Here is a 21654-nt window from a genome sequence, read left to right on the forward strand (position 1 = left end):
TGAGACCCATGAAGCGTTCCCGGATCCTGGCCGGCGCCACGGCGGCGGCCCTGGCCCTCGGCCTGGCGGCCTGTTCCAACGACGACGGTGGCGGCGAGGGCGGCGACGTCACGCTCGGCTTCTTCACCGACAAGGCCGCGTGGGAGCCCAGCTTCGACGCGATGAACGAGACGTCGGCGGCCGACGGGCGCACGCTCGAGTTCACCGGCTACTCGGACTCCACCGCGTACGACAGCTTCATCAAGCAGTCGTTCCGCACCAAGAAGGTGCCCGACCTGTTCACCTGGCACACAGGGCCGGCCCTGGCGGAGCTGGTCGACCAGGGCATGGTCGCCGAGACGACCGACCTGTGGGCCCAGGCCGAGGCGGACGGCCTCGTGCCCGAGGGGCTGAAGGACAACTACACCGTGGACGGCGAGCAGTACTGCGTGCCGCTCAACGTCGCCTACTGGGCGATGTACTACAACAAAAAGGTCTTCGCGGAGCACGACCTCGAGGTGCCGACCACCTTCGACGAGCTGATGACGGCGGCGAAGACGCTGCAGGCCGACGGCGTGACGCCGTTCCACCAGATGAACATCATCTTCGAGTTCGTCTGGTTCCAGGCGCTCCTCGCCGGCAACGCGCCGGAGGTCTACCAGGGCCTGCAGACGGGTGACGCCTCGTACCTCGACCCCGAGGTGGTCGAGGTGATGGACCAGTGGAAGTCGATGATCGACGCCGGCTACTTCAACGACCCGGGCATCACCACCGACCCGCAGACGATGCTGAAGAACGGCGACGTGGCTATGGCCTACTTCGGCACGTTCCTCACCGGCCAGCTCACCGACGTCGGGGCGAAGTCCGGCGAGGACTACGGCATCTTCCCGATGCCGGGCATGAACCCCGCGTCGGACGGCCAGATGGTGCTCGAGACCGGCCCGCTGTGCGTGGGCGCGGGCTCCGAGAACGAGGAGGCTGCGCTCGAGTACAGCTCCTGGTGGATGACCGACGAGGCGCAGGAGGCCTGGGCGGGCGACCGGGGCGAGCCCTCGTTCAACCCGCATGTGAAGGTCGAGGACCCCGAGCTGCAGAACCTGGTGGACCAGGTCGACGCGGGCGACCTCACCGTCCAGCAGCGCTACCTCGAGGCGAACCCGCTGCCCGTCTACACGCTGTCCACGGAGATCTTCGGGGACTTCGTCACCAACGCGCCCGAGCCGGGCGAGGGGCTGCAGCGACTCCAGGACGAGGCCGACACGTACTGGGCCGAGCAGGGCTGATGCGGCGCGCGGAGAAAGGAGAGTCCCCATGACCGCCGCCACCGTCGCGCCCCCGCGGCCGCCGGCGAGCGCAGCACGCCCGGACCGCAGGACGCGCGCCCCGTACCGCTGGTCGGCGCGCGGGTTCGCGCTGCCAGCCGTGCTGGTCGTGGCGCTGCTGCTGTACCTGCCGTTCGTCTGGACGTCGTACCTGAGCCTCACGGAGTACAACGGGCTCGGCGACCCCGAGCTGGTGGGCCTGGCCAAGTACACCGAGATGCTCACCGACGCCGGGTTCCTGGGCTCGCTGCGCAACACCCTGCTGTGGGTGGTCGGCACCCTGGTGCTGCCGGTGGGCCTGGGTCTGCTGATCGCCGTCCTCGCCTACGGCCTCAAGGGGTCGTTCTGGTACCGGCTGCCGTTCCTGCTGCCGTACGCGATCTCCGGGGTGGCGGTGGGTGTCATCTGGACGTTCGTGCTGCAGACGGGCGGCGCCCTCGACGAGGCGCTCGGCCTGTTCGGCGTGACCGACCCGCCGCGCTGGCTGCTCGACGCCCCGCTGAACACGATCGTCATGATCGGCGCGGCCACCTGGCAGGGCGCCGGCGTCAACGCCCTGCTGTTCACGATCGGCCTGCAGTCGATCCCCAAGGAGCCGCTGGAGGCCGCGCGGCTCGACGGCGCGTCGGGTTGGACGATGTTCCGCACCATGACGTGGCCGATGCTCACGCCGCTGACCACCGTCGTCGTGGGCCTGTCGATCGTCGGGTCGCTCAAGCAGTTCGACATCATCTGGGCGATGACGAAGGGCGGCCCCGGGATCTCGTCCGAGACGCTCGCCCTGACCATGTACAAGGACACGTTCGTCGAGAACGACTACGGATTGGGGGCCGCCGTCGCGGTGTTCCTCACCGTGGTCACGGTCGCGGCGTCCGTCCTCTACCTGCGCCGACAGCTGTCGGGCGCCCGGGAGTCGTGATGAGAGCCGTGACGGCGGACCGCGTCCGCAAGACCGTCCTGGTGGTGCTGGGCCTGATCTGGCTCGCGCCCGTCTACCTCATGGTCGTCAACGCCGCGAAGACCAACGACCAGTACGGCGTGCTGTCCGTGTGGAGCCCCGCGGGGCTCGACGGACTGTGGGAGAACGCCGCCGCCGCGTGGACCCGCGGCGACATCTCCGCGGGCATCGCGTCCACGGCCCTGTACGCGATCGTGGCGCCCGCTATCGCGGTGATCGTCGGCGCCGCCGCCGGGTTCGCGATCGTCGCGCTGCGCCTGCAGCACGGGTTCGTGTGGTTCGTCGTGATCTTCGCGTCCACGGTGTTCCCGATGCAGATGCTGCTGATGCCGCTGTTCCTCGGCTACGTGGAGACGGGCCTGTACGACACGCGCACGGGGATGATCCTCGTCTACACCGTGATCTCGGTTCCGTTCGCGGCGTTCGTCATGCGCAACTTCTTCTCGGGGGTGGCGCATCACGTGTTCGAGGCCGCCGTGGTGGACGGCGCCTCGACGTGGCGGATCTTCTGGCGCATCTACCTGCCCATGGCGGTGCCCGCCCTCGTGGCGATCTTCATCCTGCAGTCCACGCTCATCTGGAACGACCTGCTGCTGGGCCTCACGCTCACCCAGTCCGCCGAGACCCGGCCCGTGATGACGGCGCTGTCCGCGCTGCAGAGCACGTACGGAGGGTCGACGATGCCGACCGTGCTCGCCGGTGGTCTGATCGTCTCCATTCCCACCGTCGTCCTGTTCCTGCTCGCCCAGCGCGCGTTCACCCGTGGGCTCGCGCTCGGCCAGTACTGACCCGCAACCACAACCCGCCGGAGGAGCACCACCATGCCCGACCTCACCACCGCCGTACCCGGGCGGGCCGCGGACCCCTGGACCGGCCGGACCGCCGTCGTGACCGGGGCCGGGGCCGGCATCGGCGGCGGCGTCACCGACCTGCTCGTGGAGCTCGGCGCCACCGTCGTCGGGATCGACCGGGACGGCGACGCGCTCGACGCCGCCGCCGCGCGGCACGCGTCCGGGCCCGGCAGCTTCGTCGGCCTCGCGCTGGACGTGTCCGACCCGGGGGCGCTCGACGAGGCTGCGCGCGTCGTCGGCGCCGACCACGGCGCGCTCGACGCCGTCGTCTGCGCGGCCGGCGTGCAGCGCTACGGCACCGTCGACCAGACCGACCCCGGCACGTATGCCGAGGTGATGAACGTGAACGTGGGCGGCGCGTTCCACACCTGCCGCACGATGGTGCCGCTGGTGCGGGCGAACGGCGGCGGCGCGATCGTCGTCGTCTCCTCGGCCCAGGCGTACGCCACCCAGACCGGCGTGGCCGCCTACACCGCCAGCAAGACGGCGCTGCTGGGGCTGGCCCGGGCGATGGCGGTGGACCACGCCGCCGAGGGGATCCGCGTGAACAGCGTGAGCCCCGGGTCGGTCGACACCCCGATGCTGCGCTGGGCCGCCGGCCTCTTCGCGGGCGACCGGCCCGCGGAGGACGTCGTGGCCGAGTGGGGTCGGGCGCACGCGCTCGGCCGCGTCGCCACGCCGCGCGAGGTCGCCGAGGTGGTCGAGTTCCTGCTCTCCGACCGGGCGTCGTTCGTCACCGGCGCGGACCTCAAGGTCGACGGCGGGCTCAGCGCCCGCCTGGCCGCCGCGCTCCCCGAGGAGCCGGCATGAGCACCGCCGCCCCCGCCACCGCGCGCACCGTCCCGACCGTCGAGGACCTCGCGTCCGACCTGGTCACCGACCGGTTCGACGACATGATCAACCCGCCCGGGCTGACGAACCACTGGGCCACCGCCCAGGTGGACCACGACGTCCTGGCCGTCCGCTCGCTCAACGTGCCGCCCGTCTCGCAGGGCGACAGCATCAGCGGCCAGCTGTACCTGGGCGGGCGCCTGGTGCGGTCGTTCGGGCGGCCGGTGGAGGTGCGGTGGCGGCCCGACCGGGTGGAGCGGCGCACCGTCGTGGACGGCTGGGACGTGCGCACCGTGGCCGTGTGCCCGCCGGGGGAGCCGGGCGTGGCCGTGCGGGTCGAGGTCACGGACACCACCGGCGAAGCGCGGCGGCTGCGCCTCGGCGCGTGGCTCGACTCCACCGTGACCTGCGCGGGCGAGCCCTGGCTGGCGGGCGCCCCGCCGCAGGCGACGAACGGTCTCGGGCGCAAGGGCGCCCGGCGGGTGGGCCGGCCCGAGGACGGGTCGGCGGTCAGCGTGCAGGGGCTGGTCGACGAGGACGGCGCCGACGTCGACGACGGGGGCTCGCCGCGCGTGGCCGAGCTGGTGCGCGAGGTCCCGGCGGGCGGCACCGTGCGGCTGGCCTACGTGCACACGATCGCGCGGACCGCGGACGAGGCGGCGGCCGCCTTCGACCGCGTCGCGGCCGACGTGCCCGGCGCCGTCGAGGCCTCAAGGCGCACCTGGGACGCCGAGATCGAGGCGCTGTTCACGCCCGGCAACGACGAGTTCGGCGGCTGCCTGCCGCGCCTCGTCACGACCGACGACGCGCTACGCCGCCTGTACTGGTGGGGCGCCGTCGGCGTGCTGTGGTTCCGCCGCGACAACCCGGCGTCCGTCCTCGGGCGCACCTACGACACCCTCATGCCGCGCTACTGGCAGACCACCACGTTCATCTGGGACTACTCCCTGAGCTCGATGGTGCACGCGCTGCTCGACCCGCAGGTGATGCGGCGTCAGGTGGAGCACTGGGTGGGCCTGGACATCGAGAAGCACTTCGGCACCGAGTGGCTCACCGGCGGGCCCGTCGGCTACTGGTACTCGGTGAACCACTACGCCATGACCCGGCTGGTGCACGACTACCTGCGCCTGCACGGCGACCACCAGCTGCTGGACGCCGAGGTGACCACGCCCGACGGGCGCACGTCGACCATGGGCGACGAGGTGCGGGCGTGGGCCACGGCGTGGCACGGGCTGCGCTCGGCCTCCGGGTCCGGGCTGGCCGACTACGGCGACGTCGACAACCTGCTCGAGTGCGTGAGCTCCTACGTGCACGAGGTGGCCAGCCTCAACGCCGCCAACGTGTGGAACCTGCGCACGGCCGCGCGGATCAGCGAGCTGCAGGGGCGCCACGACGACGCCGCGCGGCTGCGCGCGGAGGCCGCGGACCTGCTGCCCAGGGTGCTCGACCTCGCGGTGCCGGGCGAGGGCTTCTTCCACGCCCGGCAGCCCGACGGGTCGCTCGTGGCCACCCGGCACTGCTACGACTTCGCGACCGTCGGCACCACCATCGCGGCCGACGTCCCGGCCGCGCAGCGCGACGCGATGGTCGAGTTCTTCGTCCGCGAGCTGCGCACGCCGTCGTGGATGCGCGCGCTGTCGCCGTTCGACGACGACGCCGGCTGGTCCGTGCGCGCCGACCACCAGTGGAACGGGGCGTACCCGGCGTGGCCGGCCGACTCGGCGCGGGCCGCGATCGCCCTCGGGCACCCCGAGGCGGTGCTCGAGTGGCTGCCCGGCCTGGCCCGCACCGCCAACCAGGGCCCGCCCGGGCAGGCGCACTTCGTCGAGGAGGCGGTCGAGCCCGTCGCGGGCGGCGCGCGCAAGACGCCCCCGCAGCCGCCGTACCTCATCGACTGGTCCTGCTCGTCGGCGGGCGCGTGGTGCGAGCTGGTGCTCGCGGGCGTGTTCGGCGTCGACGTCGCCCTCGACGGCACGGTCACGGCCGGTGGGTGCGTCGGCGACCTCGACCCGGACGCCCGGCTGGAGGGGCTCGTCGTGCAGGGGCGCACGTACGACGTCGTGGGCGGGGAGGTGCGGGAGCGATGAGCGTGCGGGATCGCGCGAGCGGCGGGGGCGGGGACCGCGCCGCCGGCTGGGCGCGCCTGCTCGACGACGGGCGCGCCGCCCTGCCCGACGCGCTCGCGTCCGTGGACGAGGCGGTCACGGCCGGGGGCGAGCGGGCGCTCGTCGTGCGGGTGGCCGGCGGGCTCTCGGTCGACGTGCTGCCCGACCGGGGCCTGGACCTCGGCGCAGCCTGGTGGGCGGGCGTGCCGATCGCCTGGCGCTCGCCGCACCCGGGCGACCCCGGCGCGGGGCGGGGCTGGGAGGACCGCTTTCTGGGCGGGCTGCTCGCCACCTGCGGGCCGGACAACATCGGGCCGCCGCGCGGCGAGGCCGGCCAGCACGGTACCCACCACCTGACGCCGGCCCACGACGTGCGGTGGTGGCGCGAGCGGTCCGCTGACGGCGATGACGGCGCTGACGGCGCTGACGGTGCTGGCGGCGCCGACGGCGACGCGGGCGGCGAGCTGGAGGTGCACGTGTCCGGCACCGTCGCGCACACGACGCTGTACGGCGCGCGGGTGGTGGTGGGCCGGGAGATCGTCGTGGCCACCGGACGCCCCTGGGTGGAGGTGCGTGACGTGGTCCTCAACGTCGGCGACGCTCCGGTCGGCGTGCCGCTGCTCTACCACGTGAATCTCGGCGCGGCGGTGCTGGTGCCCGGCTCGCGGCTGCGGGCGGACGCGGACGAGCCGGTGCCCGCGGAGCCGCTCCCGCCCGGCCGGGACGCGGTGACGTTCCCCGGGCCGGCACCCGGGGCGGTGCCCGTCGTCGCCGAGCACCCGCGGGTTCGGCCCGACCGTGGCCTTGCGCGTGCGGTCGTGGGCCCGACGGGGCTGCCGGCGGGGGCGTCGTCGGGACCTTCGGTGGGAGCAGATGCGACGGGGGCGCCGGAGGTCGTGGTCGAGTGGCGCGCGGACACGATGCCGCGCCTGTACTCGTGGCTGTGGCCCGCGGCGGGCTCGTGGGTGCTCGGGGTCGAGCCGGCCAACGCGCCGCTGGTGGGCCCGGAGCGCGGCCTGCCGCACGGCGGCGCGCCGGTGCTGGCGCCGGGGGAGTCGTGGGAGTGCGGCGTGCGGGTCGGCGTCCGTGCCGACGGGGGCGCGGACGCCGAGGACGAGCGGTGACCGGCCGGGCGGTCCCGGACGCCGCCCCGGGCACGGTGCTGCCCGTCAGCGTGAGCGTCGAGGCACGCAGCTACCTCGCCGGGCTGGCCGCGAACCGGCCTGCGGAGCCGCGTTCGTACCCCGCGCCGGGCGACCGCGACGGCTGGCTGCGGCTCGTGGCCGAGGTGGACGAATGGTTCCGCACCGCCGTGGTGCGCGACGGCCTACCGGTGACGACACGGGAGCGCGACGTCGCGGGCGTGACGACGTACCTCCAGCGTCCCGACGGCGCGGACCCGGACGGTCCGGTGGTGCTGGACCTGCACGGCGGCGGGCTGTTGTACGGCGCCGGGGAGGTGTGCCGTGCGTCGGCGGCCACCACAGCGGTCCGCACCGGGCTCGTCGCGTGGGGCGTTGACTACCGGATGCCGCCCCTGCACCCGTACCCGGCCGCCCTCGACGACGCCATCGCCGTCTACCGGGCGCTGCTGACCGAGCGTGACCCGGGCGACGTCGTCGTGGCCGGCGGGTCGGCGGGCGGCAACCTGGCGGCCGCGCTGCTGTTGCGCGCCCGGGACGAGGGGCTGGCGATGCCGGGCGCCCTCGTGCTGCTGACGCCCGAGGTCGACCTCACCGAGTCGGGGGACTCGTTCGTCACCAACGCCCCGCACGACCTCGCCCTGGCGAGCCTGCGCGAGGTCAACGCCCTGTACGCCGCGGGCGCAGACCTCGCGCACCCGTACCTCTCGCCGCTGTTCGGCGCCCTCGCCGGCTTCCCGCCCACGTTCCTGCAGACGGGCACGCGGGACCTGTTCCTGTCCAACACCGTGCGCATGCACCGTCGGCTGCGGGCCGCGGGCGTCGAGGCCGAGCTGCACGTGTTCGAGGGGATGCCGCACGGCGGGTTCGGGGGAGACGCGCCCGAGGACGAGGAACTCGCTGCCGAGGTGCGGTCCTTCGTCGCCCGGGCGCTCTCGGCGCCGCGCCTGCTCGACTGACGTCGTGGCAGTCCGGGCTGGTCACCGAGCAGCGCGTCTGGCCCCGACGATCGAGGTGTGAGGATGCGCGAGTGACTGGCGAAATGGGAGTGTCCGACGCGGAGTTGTGGGACCTTACGGACGAGCACGGGATCTCACAGGAGAGGTTTTCCGCCGGGGCGCGACGGGATGGCCGCCAGGCTCATTCCTGAGCTCAACGTGTTCAACCCGGCGCGCCCGGGGACCGCTCGACGAGCGGTCCCCGGGCGCCGTGTGCCCCGCTGCGGGCCGTGGGCTGACCGCGCTACCCCTGCGACTGGGCCTCCGGGCGGACGATGGAGGCTGGCGAGGACGGCGGCGGGCTCCCTGTGGATCGAGGTGTGGGCCTCGAAGCCTGCCTGGCGTGGCGCGGGGTGGCCACGGGATCAGGTGCGACTGCGGCGGACCAGCCCGAGGACGAGGCTGATGACGAGGACAGCGACACCGACCCAGATGAGGAACTGAGCGGCCTGGACTGCGAGCCCCAGGATCAGGAGCACGACACCGACCAGGATGAGGATGAGCCATGCGGGCATAGTGACCTCCGTTGCTATCGAGCGGCGCCCTTGCGGTGCCGCTGTGGCGAAGGACTCTGCCACAGAATGCGCGCTTAGTGCACATCGCCTGCCTTGGCCCGGTGCGCGACCCGGGGTCTGCTGCACGGATAGGTGACACCTGACCTGTGGTGCCTGCGGGTGCTGCTGGAAGGATGTGTCCCGTGCCCAGACCCCATCCCAAGGAGTTCCGCGACGACGTCGTGGCGATCGCCCGCAAGGGCGAGGCCCCGATCAAGCAGGTCAGGAAAGACTTCGGCATCAGCGAGTCGTGCCTGCGCAACTGGCTGCAGGCCGCCGCCGATGTCGAGGACGGCTCCAAGCCCGGCGTGACCGCGTCGGAGTCGGCCGAGCTGCGCGAAGCCAGGAAGCGTGTGCGGCTGCTGGAGCAGGAGAACGAGGTGCTGCGCCGCGCGGCGGCGTACTTCGCCCAGGCGCACCTGCCGGGAAATGAGCTATCCGCTGGTCCGTGAGCTCGCCGCCGACGGTATCCCCGTCGCGGTGACCTGCCGGGTGCTCAACCTCGCCAGAGCGCCGTACTACCGGTGGCTCGCCAACCCGATCACCGACCGAGAGCTCGGGCGGGCGCATCTCGCGAATGCCCTGTTCGACGCCCACACCGACGACCCGGAGTACGGTTACCGGCTGCTGGCCGACGAGGCCCGCGACGCCGGCCGCCGCGCGTGCGACCGCACGATGTGGCGGCTGTGCCGCGACGGGCGCTGGTGGAGCGTGTTCGGCAAGAAGCGCGGGTCCAAGGGCGGCAAAAAGCCGGGCCCTCCCGCGCACGACGACCTCGTGCGGCGGGACTTCACTACCTCGGCTCCGAACGAGCTGTGGCTCACGGACATCACCGAGCACCCCACGGCGCAGGGCAAGGTCTACCTGTGCGTAATCAAGGACGTGTACTCGGGCCGGATCGTGGGCTACTCCATCAGCGACCGCATGAAGTCGCGCCTGGCCGTCCAAGCGCTCGAGAACGCCGGCGCCCGGCGCCGCGCCGAGGGCGCCGAGGTGGCCGGATGCATCGTGCACTCGGACCGCGGATCGCAATTTCGCTCCAGGAAATTCCTCGCCGCGCTGCGTGCCCACGGCCTGGTCGGGTCCATGGGGCAGGTCGCGTCCGCGGGCGACAACGCGGCGATGGAGTCGTTCTTCTCGCTGCTGCAGAAAAACGTCCTGGACCGGCGTCGCTGGACCACCCGGGACGAGTTGCGCATCCGGATCGTCGCCTGGATCGAACGGACCTACCGCCGCCGCCGCCAGCAGCGTCTCGGACGATTGACCCCCATCGAGTACGAAGCCATCATGACCACTCAGGTCGCACTCGCCGCCTGAGATCCGCTGTCACCTATCCGTGCAGCAGACCCCTCGTACAGCCACCTGCCGGGCAGCGTGGTGGGCCGGGGATCTGCTCGACCGTGCGGGCGAGGGCAAGGGCAACGTCGACAGCTCACAGCCCGCAGCGGCGAGCGACGACACCCCGCCTCCTCACGGCAAGCAGTCCCCGGCCGGACCCGGGCGTGGTGGTAGTCCTTACTCCTTGTGGAACGCGTCCTTGACGATGCCGGCAGCCTTCTCCAGACCCGACGGCTTGCCGGTCGTCCCGTGCAGCCGCTCGTCCGGCTTGGTGGGAGGCGGCATCGGCACGCCCGCGGGCGGCTCGGCCACGTACTCGAACTCGCCCTTGCCGTCCGGTGTCGGGCCGCTCGCCCATCGCCCCTCGGACGCGTGCTCGCCGTCGGAGAAGTTGATGTACTGGTAGGCCACGTCGCGGTCCTCCTTGCCGAGGGGGAACGTGCTGGGCACGGGCAGTTCCTCGACGCCCTCGTCGCGCAGCTCCTGCGCGGCGGCGAGCCACTGGTTCTGGTGCATTGTGTCCCTCGCGAGCAGGAACGACAGGAGGTCCTTGACTCCTGGGTCGTCGGTCATGTGGTACAACCGGGCGACCTGCAGACGCCCCTGCATCTCCGCATTCGCGTTGGCCGTGAAGTCGGCGAGCAGGTTGCCGCTGGCCGTCACGTAGCCTGCGGACCACGGGTTGCCGTTCGAGTCCACGGGGCGGGCTCCCGCGCCGGCGACGATCGCCTGCTGCGGGTCGGTGCCGCCGACGATCGCGGCGACGGTCGGGTCGTCCTGCACGGCGCCCTCGACGGCTCCCATGGGCGCCTTCTCGAGCAGCTGCGAGATCATCGTGGCGAGCATCTCGACGTGCCCGAACTCCTCGGCCCCGATGCCGAACAGCAGGTCGCGGTACTTGCCCGGCAGGTGGACGTTCCACGACTGGAAGCCGTACTGCATCGCGACGGTGATCTCGCCGTACTGCCCGCCCAGCACCTCCTGCAGCTTGCGGGCATACACGGCGTCCGGCTTCTCGGGCTTGGCCTGGTGCTGCAACGCTTGGCGATGAAAGAACATGGATCGCTCCCGTCCGAGAGCGCGCACGAGCACTCCCGACCTTGGTCTAGGGGTGCACGCCACTTCTCGACGCGAACACCACCACCCTCACCCGGACCCATTCCGCCCGCACCCGGCAGACGGCCAACCCTGCGTCCTCGGCACCCGAGCTCGCCGCTGCGCCACGTCCCGCAGTTGGGCCGGCCTGCACTGGCTCAACGTGCACAAACGATCAGTTCTGCGCCGCCTCGCCGACCTGTCGAGGATCAACAAGAACCGATGTTGCACCCGGGCGCCTCGGAACGATGTAGAGGTGTGAGACAGAGGATGAGTCCGTGACGGCGCATCTGACGGCGGATTGGCGACGGTGTGCCGGCCCGCTTCGCAGAAGACCTCGGCACATGCCGGGAGGGCACGGCCAGCACTCGTCACCAGCACCCGGCGCGTGCGGGTAGTCATGCCGTGACCCACGGCCCAGTCGCTGCTGGCAGCGGAAGCCCGTTGTTCAGGTGCGGGCTCATCCGGCATCCGTCGAATATACCGACAACAACGCCCGGCTCGTCAGAACTCTCCTATTCTGGAGTCGCTCAGAATCGGGTTCTGGATGTTTCGAAACCCCGTCAGGGACGCCCAGAGATTCGGGCGGCTACCTCGTGGGCTCCGCCGCGCCGCGCCGCGGCACGTCGCGCTGGTGGGTCGACGTCGCGCACGCCGACTCCGTTGCAGCCTGGCCGACGTCCTGTACGTCACCGACGGGCGCCCCAGCCGGGCGCAAGTGCGCGAGCCTCCGCCCTCGCTTACCGTCGAAGGCCTGGACGGAGCGCTCGACCCATCTGCTCACGGCCCCCGGGGTCAGTCGTCGGATCGACCCCGACCGAGTGTGAGGACCCACCCAGAATGCGACCACCACGGCTGCCCGTCACCGCCCTGGCCGCTGCGCTCGTCCTGGCGGCTGGCGCCTGCACCAACCCGGCCGCGCCGAACGGTCCTCGCGGCGAGGCCGCGTCGGGAGGGGACGGGTCGACGCTGCGGCTGGCCGAGACGAACGAGTACGAGTCGCTCAACCCTCTCGACTACATGTTCGGGATCACGTCGAAGATCTACGACGGCCTGTACGACATCGACCCGGAGGGGGTGATCGAGCCGGACCTCGCCGCGGGCGAACCGGTGCCCGACGCCGACCTCACCCGCTGGACGGTGACGATCCGCGAGGGCGTGCAGTTCCACGACGGGACCGACCTCACGGCGGACGACGTCGCGGCGACCTACCGGGCCGTCGTCGACCCGAAGTACGGGTCGCCGCTCGCCGGGACCTTCGATCTCGTGGACGACGTCGAGGCACTGGACGACACCACGGTCGAGTTCACGCTCAGCGAGCCCTACGCGCCGTTCCCCAGCACCCTGACCGTCGGTATCGCCCCGAGCGAGAAGCTGTCCGGGACGATCGTGGACTCCTCGCTGAACCAGGAGCCCGTCGGGAGCGGCCCCTACCGGCTCGACGAGTGGCGGCACGGGGACTCGCTGGTCCTCACCGCGAACGAGGAGCACTGGCCCGAGGGGCAGAGCCCCGCGGTGGAGCGCATCGTCATCGCCTTCGTGCCGGACGAGAACGCGCGGGTCCAGCGGCTCGTGGCGGGGGAGTTCGACGGCGCGCAGGTCTCACCCCGCGCCGCGCAGACGCTCGACGGCGACGAGAACCTGACCGTGTACACGAACGAGACCGCCGACTACCGCGGCATCACCCTCCCGCCGGGGGTGGAGGCCTTCACCGACCCGAGCGTGCGGTACGCGCTCAACCTGGCCGTCGATCGACAGAACATGGTCGACGGCATCCTCCGCGGCTACGGGACGCCGATCGCCACCCCCTTCACCCCCGCCCAGGGCGAGGCCTACGACGCCTCGGTCTCCTACGCCTACGAGCCCCAGGAGGCGGAGCGTCTCCTCGACACCGCCGGGTGGGCGAAGGACGCCGACGGGGTGCGCGCCAAGGACGGCGAGCCGCTGCAGTTCTCGCTGATGTACTTCGCGGAGGACACGCTGCGCCGCGACCTGGCGATGGCCGTCGCGTCCGACCTGGAGAAGATCGGGGTCACCGTCGACGTCGAGGCCGTCGACCGGCCGACCGCGGCGGCGCAGATGAACGACAAGGCCTTCGTCCTCGGGGGAGGGGACCAGCCCTACGACCCGGACACGCAGGTCTACTCCCTGCTCCACTCGGACTACGCGGCCTACGACCCGGACGACCCGTACTCGAACCCGTCCGGCTACGCCAACCCCGACGTGGACGCGCTGCTGGACGCGGCGAGGACCACCCCGGACCCGACGAGCCGCGCCGCCATGTACCAGCAGGTGCAGCAGCTGCTGCACGACGACCCGCCGCTCCTCGCGCTCGCCGTGCTCGACCACACCTACGTCGCGTCCGGCCTGGACCGGTACGCCGGGGTGGAGCACGTCGTCGAGCCCCACGAGCACGGCGTCGCGTGGGGCCCCTGGTGGAACGTCGACCAGTGGACAGGGCAGTCGTGACGACGACCGCCCGCGCGCCCAGGGCCGAGTCGAGCGCCACGCCAAGGGTCGCGTCGCGAAGGCGCACCATGATGCAGGTCACCGCCCGTCGCCTCGCATGGTCCGTGCCCCTGCTCGGCGGCGTCAGCGCGCTCGTGTTCCTCCTGGCTTCCTTGGCCCCCGCCACCGCCGCCACGGGGTTCCTCGGTGCCCGGGAGGAGTTCGCCGGCGGAGCCACCCGCACGGCGATCGCCGCCCTGCTCGACGGCGGCACCTGGTGGCAGGGCTGGCTCGGGTGGTGGCAGGGCCTTCTCAGCGGGGACGCCGGGGACTCCACCACGCTGCGCAGCCCCGTCCTGGACGTCCTCGTCGCGCGGCTGCCCTGGACGCTGCTGCTCATGGGCGCCGGCCTGGTCATCGGCATGTCGATCGCGGCGCCGATGGCGGTGGCCGCCGCCCGCAGGCCGCACGGCGTGGCGGCCGCCGTGCTCCGGGGGGCCGCCTGGACGCTGTCCGCCCTGCCCGCCTGGGTGACCGGCCTCGGGCTCATGCTCGTGTTTTCGCTGGCGCTGCGCTGGCTGCCCGCGGGCGGGCTCACCGCCCCGGGCGACCCCCTGACCCCGGCCTCGGTCGCCACGCATCTGCTGCTGCCGGCCGTCGCCGTGGGCCTCGGCCAGGTGCCCTGGATGATGCTGCACCTGAACACCGCGCTGGTCGAGGCGCGCTCGTCGGACAGCGTCCTGGCCGCCCGTCTGCGCGGCGTCGACCGGCAGACCGTCACGCTCCGGCACGTGCTGCCGATGGCGGTGACGCCCCTGATCGCGCTGACCGGGTCACGCCTGGCCGAGGTCGTCGCGGGCGCGGCCCTCGTCGAGACCGTGTTCGCCTGGCCCGGACTCGGGCAGGCGCTGACCGGCGCCGCGACCGGGCAGGACCTCGCGCTGCTGGCGGGTGTGAGCGTGCTGCTCACCGCCGTCGTGCTGGCGGGGAACCTGCTCGCCGACCTTGCGCTCATCCTCACCGACCCCCGGGTCAGCGGCGATGACCTCTGAGCGCCCGAACGCCGAGATCTCGGTCGACACCCATGCGTCCAGTCGCGCCACCGGCATCGCCTGGCGTGCCCCGGGCACGACGCACGGGCTGGAGGCCGCGGCCGCCCGCGGGTGGCAGCGCTGGGCCGCGGTCGCCGTGCTCGGACTGGTCGTGCTCTACGCGCTGGCCGTCCCGCTGCTGGCCGCCCGCTTCGGCTGGTGGGGCGGCGCCGGCCGGAACTCCGTGGACTACCTCGGCGGGCTCACCGCCCCCACCTGGGAGCACCCCTTCGGGACGGACGTCGCGGGCCGCGACCTGTTCGTCCGCTCCGCGCAGGCGCTGCGGATCTCCCTGCTCGCGGCGGTGCTCGGGGCCGGGGTGGCCACCGTCGTCGGGGCGATCATCGGGGCGACGATCGCGCTCGTCGGCGGGCGGGTCGACCAGGTCGCGTCCCGCACGATCGACGCCTTCACCGCCGTCCCGCACCTGCTGCTCGGCATCGTCATCGCGTCGGTCTGGCGGGGCAGCCTCTGGACGGTCGTGCTCGTCGTGGCCCTCACGCACTGGAACCACACCGCCCGCCTCACCCGCGCGCACGTGCTGACGCTGAAGGAACGACCCTGGGTCCGCACCGCGCTCAGCCAGGGCTACACCCGCCCGCAGGTGCTCAGGCACCACGTGGGCGGGCACGTGCTGAGCCAGATCACGATCGCCGGCGCGCTCCTCGTGCCGCACGCGATCTGGCACGAGACCACCCTGACGTTCCTCGGTCTCGGCCTCGCCCCGCACCAGCCCTCGCTGGGCTCCCTGATCAACCTCGCCCAGCAGTCCGTCCTCGGCGGCGCCTGGTGGACCCTCGCCGTGCCGATCGCGCTGCTGGTCGTCGCCACGATCACCCTGGCCGCGGCCCTGCGACGCAAGGACCCGCATGTCGTCTGACCGGCCGACCACGATCACCGTCACCGGGCTGCACGCCCGCATCCACGGCGTGCGCGTGCTCGACGACGCCGGCCTGCACGTGGCCCCCGGGCAGCTCCACGCCGTCGTGGGCCCCTCCGGGGCGGGCAAGAGCACCCTGCTGCGCGCCCTCACCGGCACGCTGCCCCCCGGGGCCGAGACCGCCGGCACGGCGACGCTGACCACGCCGACCGAGGCCGTCGACCTGCTGTCCGCCACCGAGGACACCTTCGCCACCGTGCGCGGCTCGATCATCGGCTACGTGCCGCAGGACGCCGCGGCGTCCTTCACCCCGGTGCGGACCCTGCGGGCCCAGCTCGCGGAGATCCTCACCCGCCCTGCCGGACGGCGCCGCCGGCTCCTGCCCGGCCACCCGCACATGACCCCCGCGACCGTCGCCGAGCACCTCGACCAGATGACCCTCACCGTCGGCCTGGATCCCGCGCTGCTGGACCGCTACCCGCACCAGGTCTCCGGCGGGCAGATCCGGCGCGCGGCCCTCGCGGCCGCCCTCGCCTGGCACCCGCCGCTGCTGCTGGCCGACGAGCCCACGCGCGGCCTGGACCCCGACGCCGCGGTCCTCGTCGGGCAGATGCTGCGCACCACCGCGGACGCCGGGCACGGCATCCTGCTCGTCACCCACGACCACGACCTTGCCCGCCGGTTCGCCGACGCCGTCACCGTCATGGATCCCGCCGGGCCCGCGTCGACCGGCTCAGTGCGTGAGCGCCTGGCCCCGACAACCACGCCACGGCCCGGGCGACGTGCGGGCCGCCCGCCCCACGACGGGAGCCGTCCGCGGGGGACCACGGCGGGCCTGGCACTGCACGGCGTGACTGCCTCCTACCCCGGCCAGCGGGTCCTGACCGGTCTTGACCTGACCGTCGAACCGGGGCAGGTGCACGGCCTGACCGGGCCGACGGGCTGCGGGAAGTCGACCTTGGCGGCCATCGCCACCCTGCTGCGCGCCCCGGACAGCGGGGACGTCTACCTCGACGGCCGGTGCGTCACCCGCCTGCGCGGGCGCGACCTGCGAGCCACGCGCCGGCGCATCGCCTGGCTCCACCAGGAGCCGTCCCAGGCGTTCGACCCGCGGCACACCCTCGCGCGCTCGCTGGCCCTGCCCGCCCGCCTGTCCGGCAGGCCCGCGCCCGACCTGCCCGCCCTCGCGGCACAGGTCGGGCTGGGCCGGGACCTGCTCGACCGGCACCCGCACCAGGTCTCCGGCGGCGAGCTCCAGCGGGCCGCCCTCGCGCGCGCCCTCACGCTGGACCCCGACTTCCTCGTGGCGGACGAGGTCACCGCGATGCTCGACCCGGCCACCAGCCGCGCCATCATGCGCCTGCTGACCGAGCGGGCCGACGCCGGGACCGGTGTGCTGCTCATCTCCCACGACCACGCCCTGGTCGAGGCGCACGCCGACACCGTCACCGCCATGACCGGCCCCGACGACGGCACCGACCATGGCCCCGACGACGGCCCCGACGACCCCGCGGAGGTCGCGCCCGCGCAGCGCGCCTGACCCGCCGGAGCCATGCCCGAGCGGGTCCCGGGCCGGCCCCGGAGCCGTCCCCCGGGCCGCGTCACAGCGCCTTGACATCGGATCGGGCCGAGTGCCAGAGTGACGGCATTCCGGAAACGTTTCCAGCGATGCTGTGGGGACGGGTCTGGAAACGATTCCAATTGCCGTCGACGATGAAGGTGGAGCGACAGTGACGTCATCACGCGCCACGTTGATCGAGGTGGCCCGGCACGCCGGGGTCTCCCTCGCATCGACGTCGCGGGCACTGCATGGCACCGGGGCCAGCCCGGCCATGATGGAGCGCGTGCGCGCCGCGGCCGACGAGCTCGGGTACAGCCCCGACGTGACCGGCCGGTCCCTGCGGATGCGCAAGACCTTCCAGGTCGCCTTCGCCGTCGCGGACATCGGCAACCCCGTCTACGTCGAGATGCTCACGGCCATCCACGAGGTGCTCGCGCCGCACGGGTACCGGGTGGTGGTCATGTCCACGGGGGACACCGCCGAGAGCACCACGGATCTGGTGCGCAGCCTCGGCAGCGGGTTCGTCGACGGCCTGGTGATCAGCCCGCTGCGCACCGACGACGCCCTGGTCGACGAGCTCCGCCGCGCGCCCGTGCCCGTGGTCGTGATCGGCCGGGCGCTCGACGAGGACAGCATCGACTCCGTGTCGACCGACTCCGCGGGCGGCATCGGCCAGGCGGTCGACCACCTGGTGCAGGCCGGGCGCCACCGCCTCGGGTTCCTCAACGGCCCGCTCGACACGACGCCGGGTAGCGCCCGGCAGCGCGGCTTCGACGCCGCGACCGGTGCGGCGGGCTTCCCCGCCGAGCGGGTCGTCGTCGAGACCGCCGACGACTTCACGGTCGCGGCCGGGCTGCGCGCGGCCCGCGCCCTCCTGGCGCCCGCCGCGGACGGTTCCCGGCTCGACGCCGTGGTCGCGGCCAACGACCTGCTCGCCATCGGCGCCGTCCGCGCCGCCCGGGAGCTCGGCCTGGCCGTCCCGGGCGACGTCGCCGTCACCGGCATGGACGACACCGAGCTCGGCCGCGTCTACGAGCCCAGCCTGACGAGCGTCTCCCTCGGCTCGGCCGAGCGCGGGGCCGCCGCCGCCCGCGTCATCCTCGCCCGCCTGGACGACGACGAGGCGCCCGCGCAGCACGTCGCCATCGGCCCGCGCCTGCTGGTGCGGGAGTCGACGGCAACGCCCGACGCAACGACCGACGCAACGACCGACGCAACGACCGCCGCGACCGCCGGGACCGCCGCGACCGCCGATATGACGACAGAGGGGAGCCCTCGATGACCGCCCCCACCACCCCGACGAGCCCCGCGACCCGCACTCCGGGCGCGGCCGCGCGTCCCGTCCGCCGCCGCGGCGGGCTGGAGCGGGGCCGCCGCCGCGAGGCCGCCGCCCTGGTGATGCCGTCGCTGCTGCCGATCCTGGTGCTCAGCGTCGCGCCGCTCGTCATCGGCATCGCCCTGGCCTTCACCGACGCGCGCCTGGTGCGGCACCCGGAATACGAGTTCGTGGGCGTCGACAACTTCGTCCGGCTCGCCGGCAACTCGTTCTTCTGGGACTCGTTCCGCATCGGCCTCATCTGGGCCGTGTCCGTGACGATCCTGCAGCTCGTGCTCGCTCTCGGCCTCGCCCAGCTGCTGAACTCCGGGCTCCGCCTGCAGGGGCTGACCCGCGTGCTGGCGCTGATCCCGTGGGCGATGCCGCCGGTCGTCGTGGCGATCATGTGGAAGATGATCTACTCGCCGAACGCGGGGCCGCTCAACGCGTTCCTCGGGTCGCTCGGGCTGCCGGACGACATCAACTGGCTCGCCGACTTCTCCACCGCGCTGCCGGCCGTCATCGTCGTCGGCGTCTGGGTGGGTATGCCCCAGACCACCGTGACGCTGCTCGCCGGCCTGCAGCAGATCCCGGGGGAGCTGCACGAGGCGGCCTCCATGGACGGGGCGAACGCGTGGCGCCGGTTCACCGCGGTGACCTGGCCGAGCCTGCGACCCATCGTCGCGTCGATCACGTCGCTGAACTTCATCTGGAACTTCAACTCGTTCTCGCTGGTCTACGTGCTCACCGAGGGCGGGCCGGGCGGCCGCACCATGCTGCCGATGCTCTTCACCTACCTGGAGGCGTTCAAGAACCGCAACATCGGGTACGCCGCCGCGATGGGCGTCGTCCTCGTGGTGGTCGTGGTCCTCCTCCTCGCCGTCTACCTGCGGTCGCAGTTCCGCGACGACCGCGCCGTGCAGAAGGGCTGAGCCGATGCGCGCACTTGTCCGCCCCGCCCAGTACGTGGCCCTGGCCGGCTACATCGTCTTCCTGGGGTTCCCGCTGCTGTGGCTGATCTCCGCGTCGGTGAAGTCCTCCGCGGAGCTCAACTCCCTCACCGTGAGCCTGATCCCGTCCCAGTGGCACTGGGAGAACTACGCTGACGCGCTCGCCCGGCAGGGGCTCGTGAGCTCGGCCGCGAACAGCCTCGTCGTCGCGCTCACCTCGACCTTCCTGGTGATCCTCATCGCGATGCCGGCGGCCTACGTGCTCGCCCGGCTCAAGGGCGCGTTCCGGATCGCCGGTGTCGGCTGGATCCTGGTGAGCCAGGTCTTCCCGGTGATCCTGCTGATCCTGCCGCTGTTCCTCATCCTGCGGACCATGAACCTCACGGACAGCCTCGTGGGGCTCACGCTGGTGCACACCACGTACACGCTGCCGTTCGCGCTGTGGATGCTGCAGGGCTACGTCGCCGGCATCCCGGTCGAGCTGGAGGAGGCCGGCTCCATGGACGGCGCGAACCGGGTACGGGTGCTGCGCCGCATCGTGTTCCCCCTGCTCGCGCCCGGCATCGTCGCCACCGCGATGTTCAGCTTCGTCTCGTCGTGGAACGAGTTCTTCTTCGCCCTCGTCCTGCTCCAGTCGCCCGAGAACTACACGCTGCCGATCACGCTGACGTCGTTCATCGGCGGCGAGGGCAAGGTCGCGCTCGGCCCGCTGGCGGCCGGCTCGTTCCTGGCGGCCATCCCCAGCATCGTCTTCTTCTCGATCATGCAGAGGAAGCTCACCGGCGGCCTCATGGCCGGCGCCGTCAAGGGCTGACCGCCCCGCACCTGCTCCCCACCACCCGACCCGGCACCACCTCATCCGAAAGGCAGACCCATGAAGACGCGTGGAGTGTCCATCGCCGCATGCCTCACGGTCACCACCCTGCTCGTCGCCTCCTGCAGCGGTGGCGGCGACGGGGACGGCGGCCCGGTGACGCTGAAGTTCCAGTCCCTGTCCGACCAGCCGGCCGCCATCGAGGCGACCGAGACGATCGTCGGGGAGTGGAACGACGCCCACCCCGACGTGCAGGTCGAGATCGTCCCCACCGGTTGGGACGGTGTCTACGACAAGCTCATCACGCAGTTCAACGGCGGCGCCGCGCCGGACATCATCCACTACGAGGCCGCGAGCATCGTCCCCTTCGCCCGCGACGGCTACCTCGCGGACCTGTCGGAGTACATGTCCGACGAGCGTCGCGCCGACATCCCCGAGGGCGTGCTCGAGTCGGTGACGGTCGACGACCAGGTCGTCGCGTACCCGACGGAGCTGCAGTCCTACATCGTCTTCGCCAACAAGAAGCTGCTCGAGGACGCGGGGGTCGAGATCCCCACCGGCGACACCATGACCTGGGACCAGCTGCGCGAGATCTCGAAGGCCACCACCCAGGGCAAGACGTACGGCCTCGGGTGGGGCCTGTCGAGCCCGACCGCGACCTTCATGACGATGGCCCCGGGCTTCGGCGGCCAGTACTTCTCGGGCACCGGTGCCGACGCCCAGATCACGATCGGCGAGGGCGAGATGGCCCTGCCGGAGCTGGTGAACACGATGGCGTACGACGACAAGTCGATCCTGCCCGTCACCCTCACCCAGTCCGGCTCGGAGGCGATCGCCTCGTTCTACGCCGGCCAGACGGCGATGACCGTGCAGGGCTCGTTCCAGGCGGCGAACATCGCCAAGGACGCACCGAAGGACCTCGACTGGGTGGTGCTGCCGCCGCTCGCCGGGCCCGAGGGCGCCGGGCAGGCCGCCAACCCCCAGACGCTGTCGGTGAACATCGACTCGGAGCACGTGGAGGAGTCGGCCGAGTTCATCGAGTTCTTCACGGAGGCGGACAACCTGGCCGCCCTCAACGAGGCGGACGCGCTGATCCCGGCGACCACGTCGGCCCAGGAGCTCATGGCCGACGAGCTCGGTGACGAGAACGGCTGGAGCACCATCCTGTCCTCGGGGCAGCACTTCGTCTCGGCGCCGTACCTGTTCGCCGACTCGTACGCGCAGTGGAAGGACACGGTGGCCACGCCGGCCTACCAGCGCTTCCTGGCGCAGGAGATCGACGCTCCCGAGCTGTCGACGCAGCTCACCGACGGGTGGGACGAGATCACGCAGTGACCGTCGTGGGGGGGGGGAACCGACAAACCAACAACAAACAACCAAAGCGGGGGAGACGGAGGGGGGGGGAAGGAAGAACCCCAAAAA

The 21654-nt window shown here is 72.5% G+C and carries 18 protein-coding genes; 16 read left to right on the forward strand and 2 right to left on the reverse strand.

Annotated features, from left to right (window positions below):
* Window positions 1-8: 8 nt before the first annotated feature.
* The 7 genes from AC1C2W_RS06895 to AC1C2W_RS06925 are packed head-to-tail and all read left to right on the forward strand — an operon-like array spanning window position 9 to window position 8147.
* Window positions 9-1262 carry an ABC transporter substrate-binding protein gene (locus tag AC1C2W_RS06895; protein WP_495412719.1) on the forward strand — a complete coding sequence of 418 codons (1254 nt, stop codon included), beginning with the start codon at window positions 9-11 and terminating at the stop codon, window positions 1260-1262.
* A 28-nt stretch (window positions 1263-1290) separates the two neighbouring features.
* Window positions 1291-2220 (forward strand): carbohydrate ABC transporter permease, encoded by a 930-nt coding sequence (locus AC1C2W_RS06900; RefSeq protein WP_495412720.1) that lies wholly within the window; start codon window positions 1291-1293, stop codon window positions 2218-2220.
* Window positions 2220-3047, forward strand: coding sequence for a carbohydrate ABC transporter permease (locus AC1C2W_RS06905; RefSeq protein ID WP_495389467.1), 828 nt, complete (start codon window positions 2220-2222; stop codon window positions 3045-3047). Before AC1C2W_RS06900 ends, AC1C2W_RS06905 begins: the two co-directional genes overlap by 1 nt.
* A gap of 33 nt (window positions 3048-3080) precedes the next feature.
* The gene (locus AC1C2W_RS06910) at window positions 3081-3920 is read left to right on the forward strand and encodes an SDR family oxidoreductase (RefSeq protein WP_495389466.1); all 840 of its coding nucleotides are present in this window, start codon (window positions 3081-3083) and stop codon (window positions 3918-3920) included.
* Window positions 3917-6028: a hypothetical protein gene (locus AC1C2W_RS06915; protein WP_495412721.1), complete on the forward strand. Its 2112-nt coding sequence runs from the start codon at window positions 3917-3919 to the stop codon at window positions 6026-6028. Before AC1C2W_RS06910 ends, AC1C2W_RS06915 begins: the two co-directional genes overlap by 4 nt.
* A complete protein-coding gene (locus AC1C2W_RS06920) occupies window positions 6025-7170 on the forward strand; it encodes a DUF4432 family protein (RefSeq protein ID WP_495389464.1) in 1146 nt (381 codons plus the stop codon). Before AC1C2W_RS06915 ends, AC1C2W_RS06920 begins: the two co-directional genes overlap by 4 nt.
* Window positions 7167-8147, forward strand: a complete 981-nt coding sequence (locus tag AC1C2W_RS06925; protein WP_495389463.1) for an alpha/beta hydrolase — start codon at window positions 7167-7169, stop codon at window positions 8145-8147. The genes AC1C2W_RS06920 and AC1C2W_RS06925 overlap by 4 nt, the downstream gene beginning before the upstream one ends.
* Before the next feature lie 404 nt (window positions 8148-8551).
* On the opposite strand, the gene AC1C2W_RS06930 is transcribed toward AC1C2W_RS06925, so the two are convergent.
* Complete coding sequence (locus AC1C2W_RS06930; RefSeq protein WP_495389462.1) at window positions 8552-8701, reverse strand: hypothetical protein; 150 nt, start codon at window positions 8699-8701, stop codon at window positions 8552-8554.
* A gap of 182 nt (window positions 8702-8883) precedes the next feature.
* Between AC1C2W_RS06930 and AC1C2W_RS06935 the strand changes: the two genes are divergently transcribed.
* Window positions 8884-10057, forward strand: a protein-coding gene (locus tag AC1C2W_RS06935; RefSeq protein ID WP_495389461.1) for an IS3 family transposase whose coding sequence is annotated in 2 segments (ribosomal slippage) — window positions 8884-9165 and window positions 9167-10057 — 1173 coding nt in all. Because the reading frame shifts where the segments join, the coding sequence is not laid out codon by codon here.
* 198 nt (window positions 10058-10255) lie between these two features.
* On the opposite strand, the gene AC1C2W_RS06940 is transcribed toward AC1C2W_RS06935, so the two are convergent.
* Complete coding sequence (locus tag AC1C2W_RS06940; protein WP_495412722.1) at window positions 10256-11137, reverse strand: manganese catalase; 882 nt, start codon at window positions 11135-11137, stop codon at window positions 10256-10258.
* 876 nt (window positions 11138-12013) lie between these two features.
* Between AC1C2W_RS06940 and AC1C2W_RS06945 the strand changes: the two genes are divergently transcribed.
* From AC1C2W_RS06945 to AC1C2W_RS06980, 8 genes are all read left to right on the forward strand, one after another.
* Window positions 12014-13642, forward strand: a complete 1629-nt coding sequence (locus AC1C2W_RS06945) for an ABC transporter substrate-binding protein (RefSeq protein ID WP_495389459.1) — start codon at window positions 12014-12016, stop codon at window positions 13640-13642.
* Window positions 13643-13710: 68 nt separating this feature from the next.
* Window positions 13711-14673 carry an ABC transporter permease gene (locus AC1C2W_RS06950; RefSeq protein ID WP_495389458.1) on the forward strand — a complete coding sequence of 321 codons (963 nt, stop codon included), beginning with the start codon at window positions 13711-13713 and terminating at the stop codon, window positions 14671-14673.
* Window positions 14663-15592: an ABC transporter permease gene (locus tag AC1C2W_RS06955; protein ID WP_495389457.1), complete on the forward strand. Its 930-nt coding sequence runs from the start codon at window positions 14663-14665 to the stop codon at window positions 15590-15592. Before AC1C2W_RS06950 ends, AC1C2W_RS06955 begins: the two co-directional genes overlap by 11 nt.
* Window positions 15582-17132 (forward strand): ABC transporter ATP-binding protein, encoded by a 1551-nt coding sequence (locus AC1C2W_RS06960; protein ID WP_495412723.1) that lies wholly within the window; start codon window positions 15582-15584, stop codon window positions 17130-17132. Before AC1C2W_RS06955 ends, AC1C2W_RS06960 begins: the two co-directional genes overlap by 11 nt.
* A gap of 190 nt (window positions 17133-17322) precedes the next feature.
* Window positions 17323-18435 (forward strand): LacI family DNA-binding transcriptional regulator, encoded by a 1113-nt coding sequence (locus AC1C2W_RS06965; protein ID WP_495412724.1) that lies wholly within the window; start codon window positions 17323-17325, stop codon window positions 18433-18435.
* On the forward strand, window positions 18432-19400 hold the full coding sequence (locus tag AC1C2W_RS06970; RefSeq protein WP_495389454.1) for a carbohydrate ABC transporter permease: 969 nt from the start codon (window positions 18432-18434) through the stop codon (window positions 19398-19400). Before AC1C2W_RS06965 ends, AC1C2W_RS06970 begins: the two co-directional genes overlap by 4 nt.
* 4 nt (window positions 19401-19404) lie before the next feature.
* Window positions 19405-20232: a carbohydrate ABC transporter permease gene (locus AC1C2W_RS06975; RefSeq protein WP_495389453.1), complete on the forward strand. Its 828-nt coding sequence runs from the start codon at window positions 19405-19407 to the stop codon at window positions 20230-20232.
* A gap of 60 nt (window positions 20233-20292) precedes the next feature.
* Complete coding sequence (locus tag AC1C2W_RS06980) at window positions 20293-21567, forward strand: ABC transporter substrate-binding protein (protein ID WP_495412725.1); 1275 nt, start codon at window positions 20293-20295, stop codon at window positions 21565-21567.
* Window positions 21568-21654: the final 87 nt, after the last annotated feature.

This window comes from Isoptericola sp. Y581, assembly GCF_059445475.1.

Bases quoted from the DNA above. Each gene is read 5' to 3' on its own strand.
- AC1C2W_RS06895 (WP_495412719.1), top strand. From the start codon at position 9: ATGAAGCGTTCCCGGATCCTGGCCGGCGCCACGGCGGCGGCCCTGGCC.
- AC1C2W_RS06900 (WP_495412720.1), top strand. From the start codon at position 1,291: ATGACCGCCGCCACCGTCGCGCCCCCGCGGCCGCCGGCGAGCGCAGCA.
- AC1C2W_RS06905 (WP_495389467.1), top strand. From the start codon at position 2,220: ATGAGAGCCGTGACGGCGGACCGCGTCCGCAAGACCGTCCTGGTGGTG.
- AC1C2W_RS06910 (WP_495389466.1), top strand. From the start codon at position 3,081: ATGCCCGACCTCACCACCGCCGTACCCGGGCGGGCCGCGGACCCCTGG.
- AC1C2W_RS06915 (WP_495412721.1), top strand. From the start codon at position 3,917: ATGAGCACCGCCGCCCCCGCCACCGCGCGCACCGTCCCGACCGTCGAG.
- AC1C2W_RS06920 (WP_495389464.1), top strand. From the start codon at position 6,025: ATGAGCGTGCGGGATCGCGCGAGCGGCGGGGGCGGGGACCGCGCCGCC.
- AC1C2W_RS06930 (WP_495389462.1), bottom strand. From the start codon at position 8,701: ATGCCCGCATGGCTCATCCTCATCCTGGTCGGTGTCGTGCTCCTGATC.
- AC1C2W_RS06940 (WP_495412722.1), bottom strand. From the start codon at position 11,137: ATGTTCTTTCATCGCCAAGCGTTGCAGCACCAGGCCAAGCCCGAGAAG.
- AC1C2W_RS06945 (WP_495389459.1), top strand. From the start codon at position 12,014: ATGCGACCACCACGGCTGCCCGTCACCGCCCTGGCCGCTGCGCTCGTC.
- AC1C2W_RS06950 (WP_495389458.1), top strand. From the start codon at position 13,711: ATGATGCAGGTCACCGCCCGTCGCCTCGCATGGTCCGTGCCCCTGCTC.
- AC1C2W_RS06955 (WP_495389457.1), top strand. From the start codon at position 14,663: ATGACCTCTGAGCGCCCGAACGCCGAGATCTCGGTCGACACCCATGCG.
- AC1C2W_RS06960 (WP_495412723.1), top strand. From the start codon at position 15,582: ATGTCGTCTGACCGGCCGACCACGATCACCGTCACCGGGCTGCACGCC.
- AC1C2W_RS06970 (WP_495389454.1), top strand. From the start codon at position 18,432: ATGACCGCCCCCACCACCCCGACGAGCCCCGCGACCCGCACTCCGGGC.
- AC1C2W_RS06975 (WP_495389453.1), top strand. From the start codon at position 19,405: ATGCGCGCACTTGTCCGCCCCGCCCAGTACGTGGCCCTGGCCGGCTAC.
- AC1C2W_RS06980 (WP_495412725.1), top strand. From the start codon at position 20,293: ATGAAGACGCGTGGAGTGTCCATCGCCGCATGCCTCACGGTCACCACC.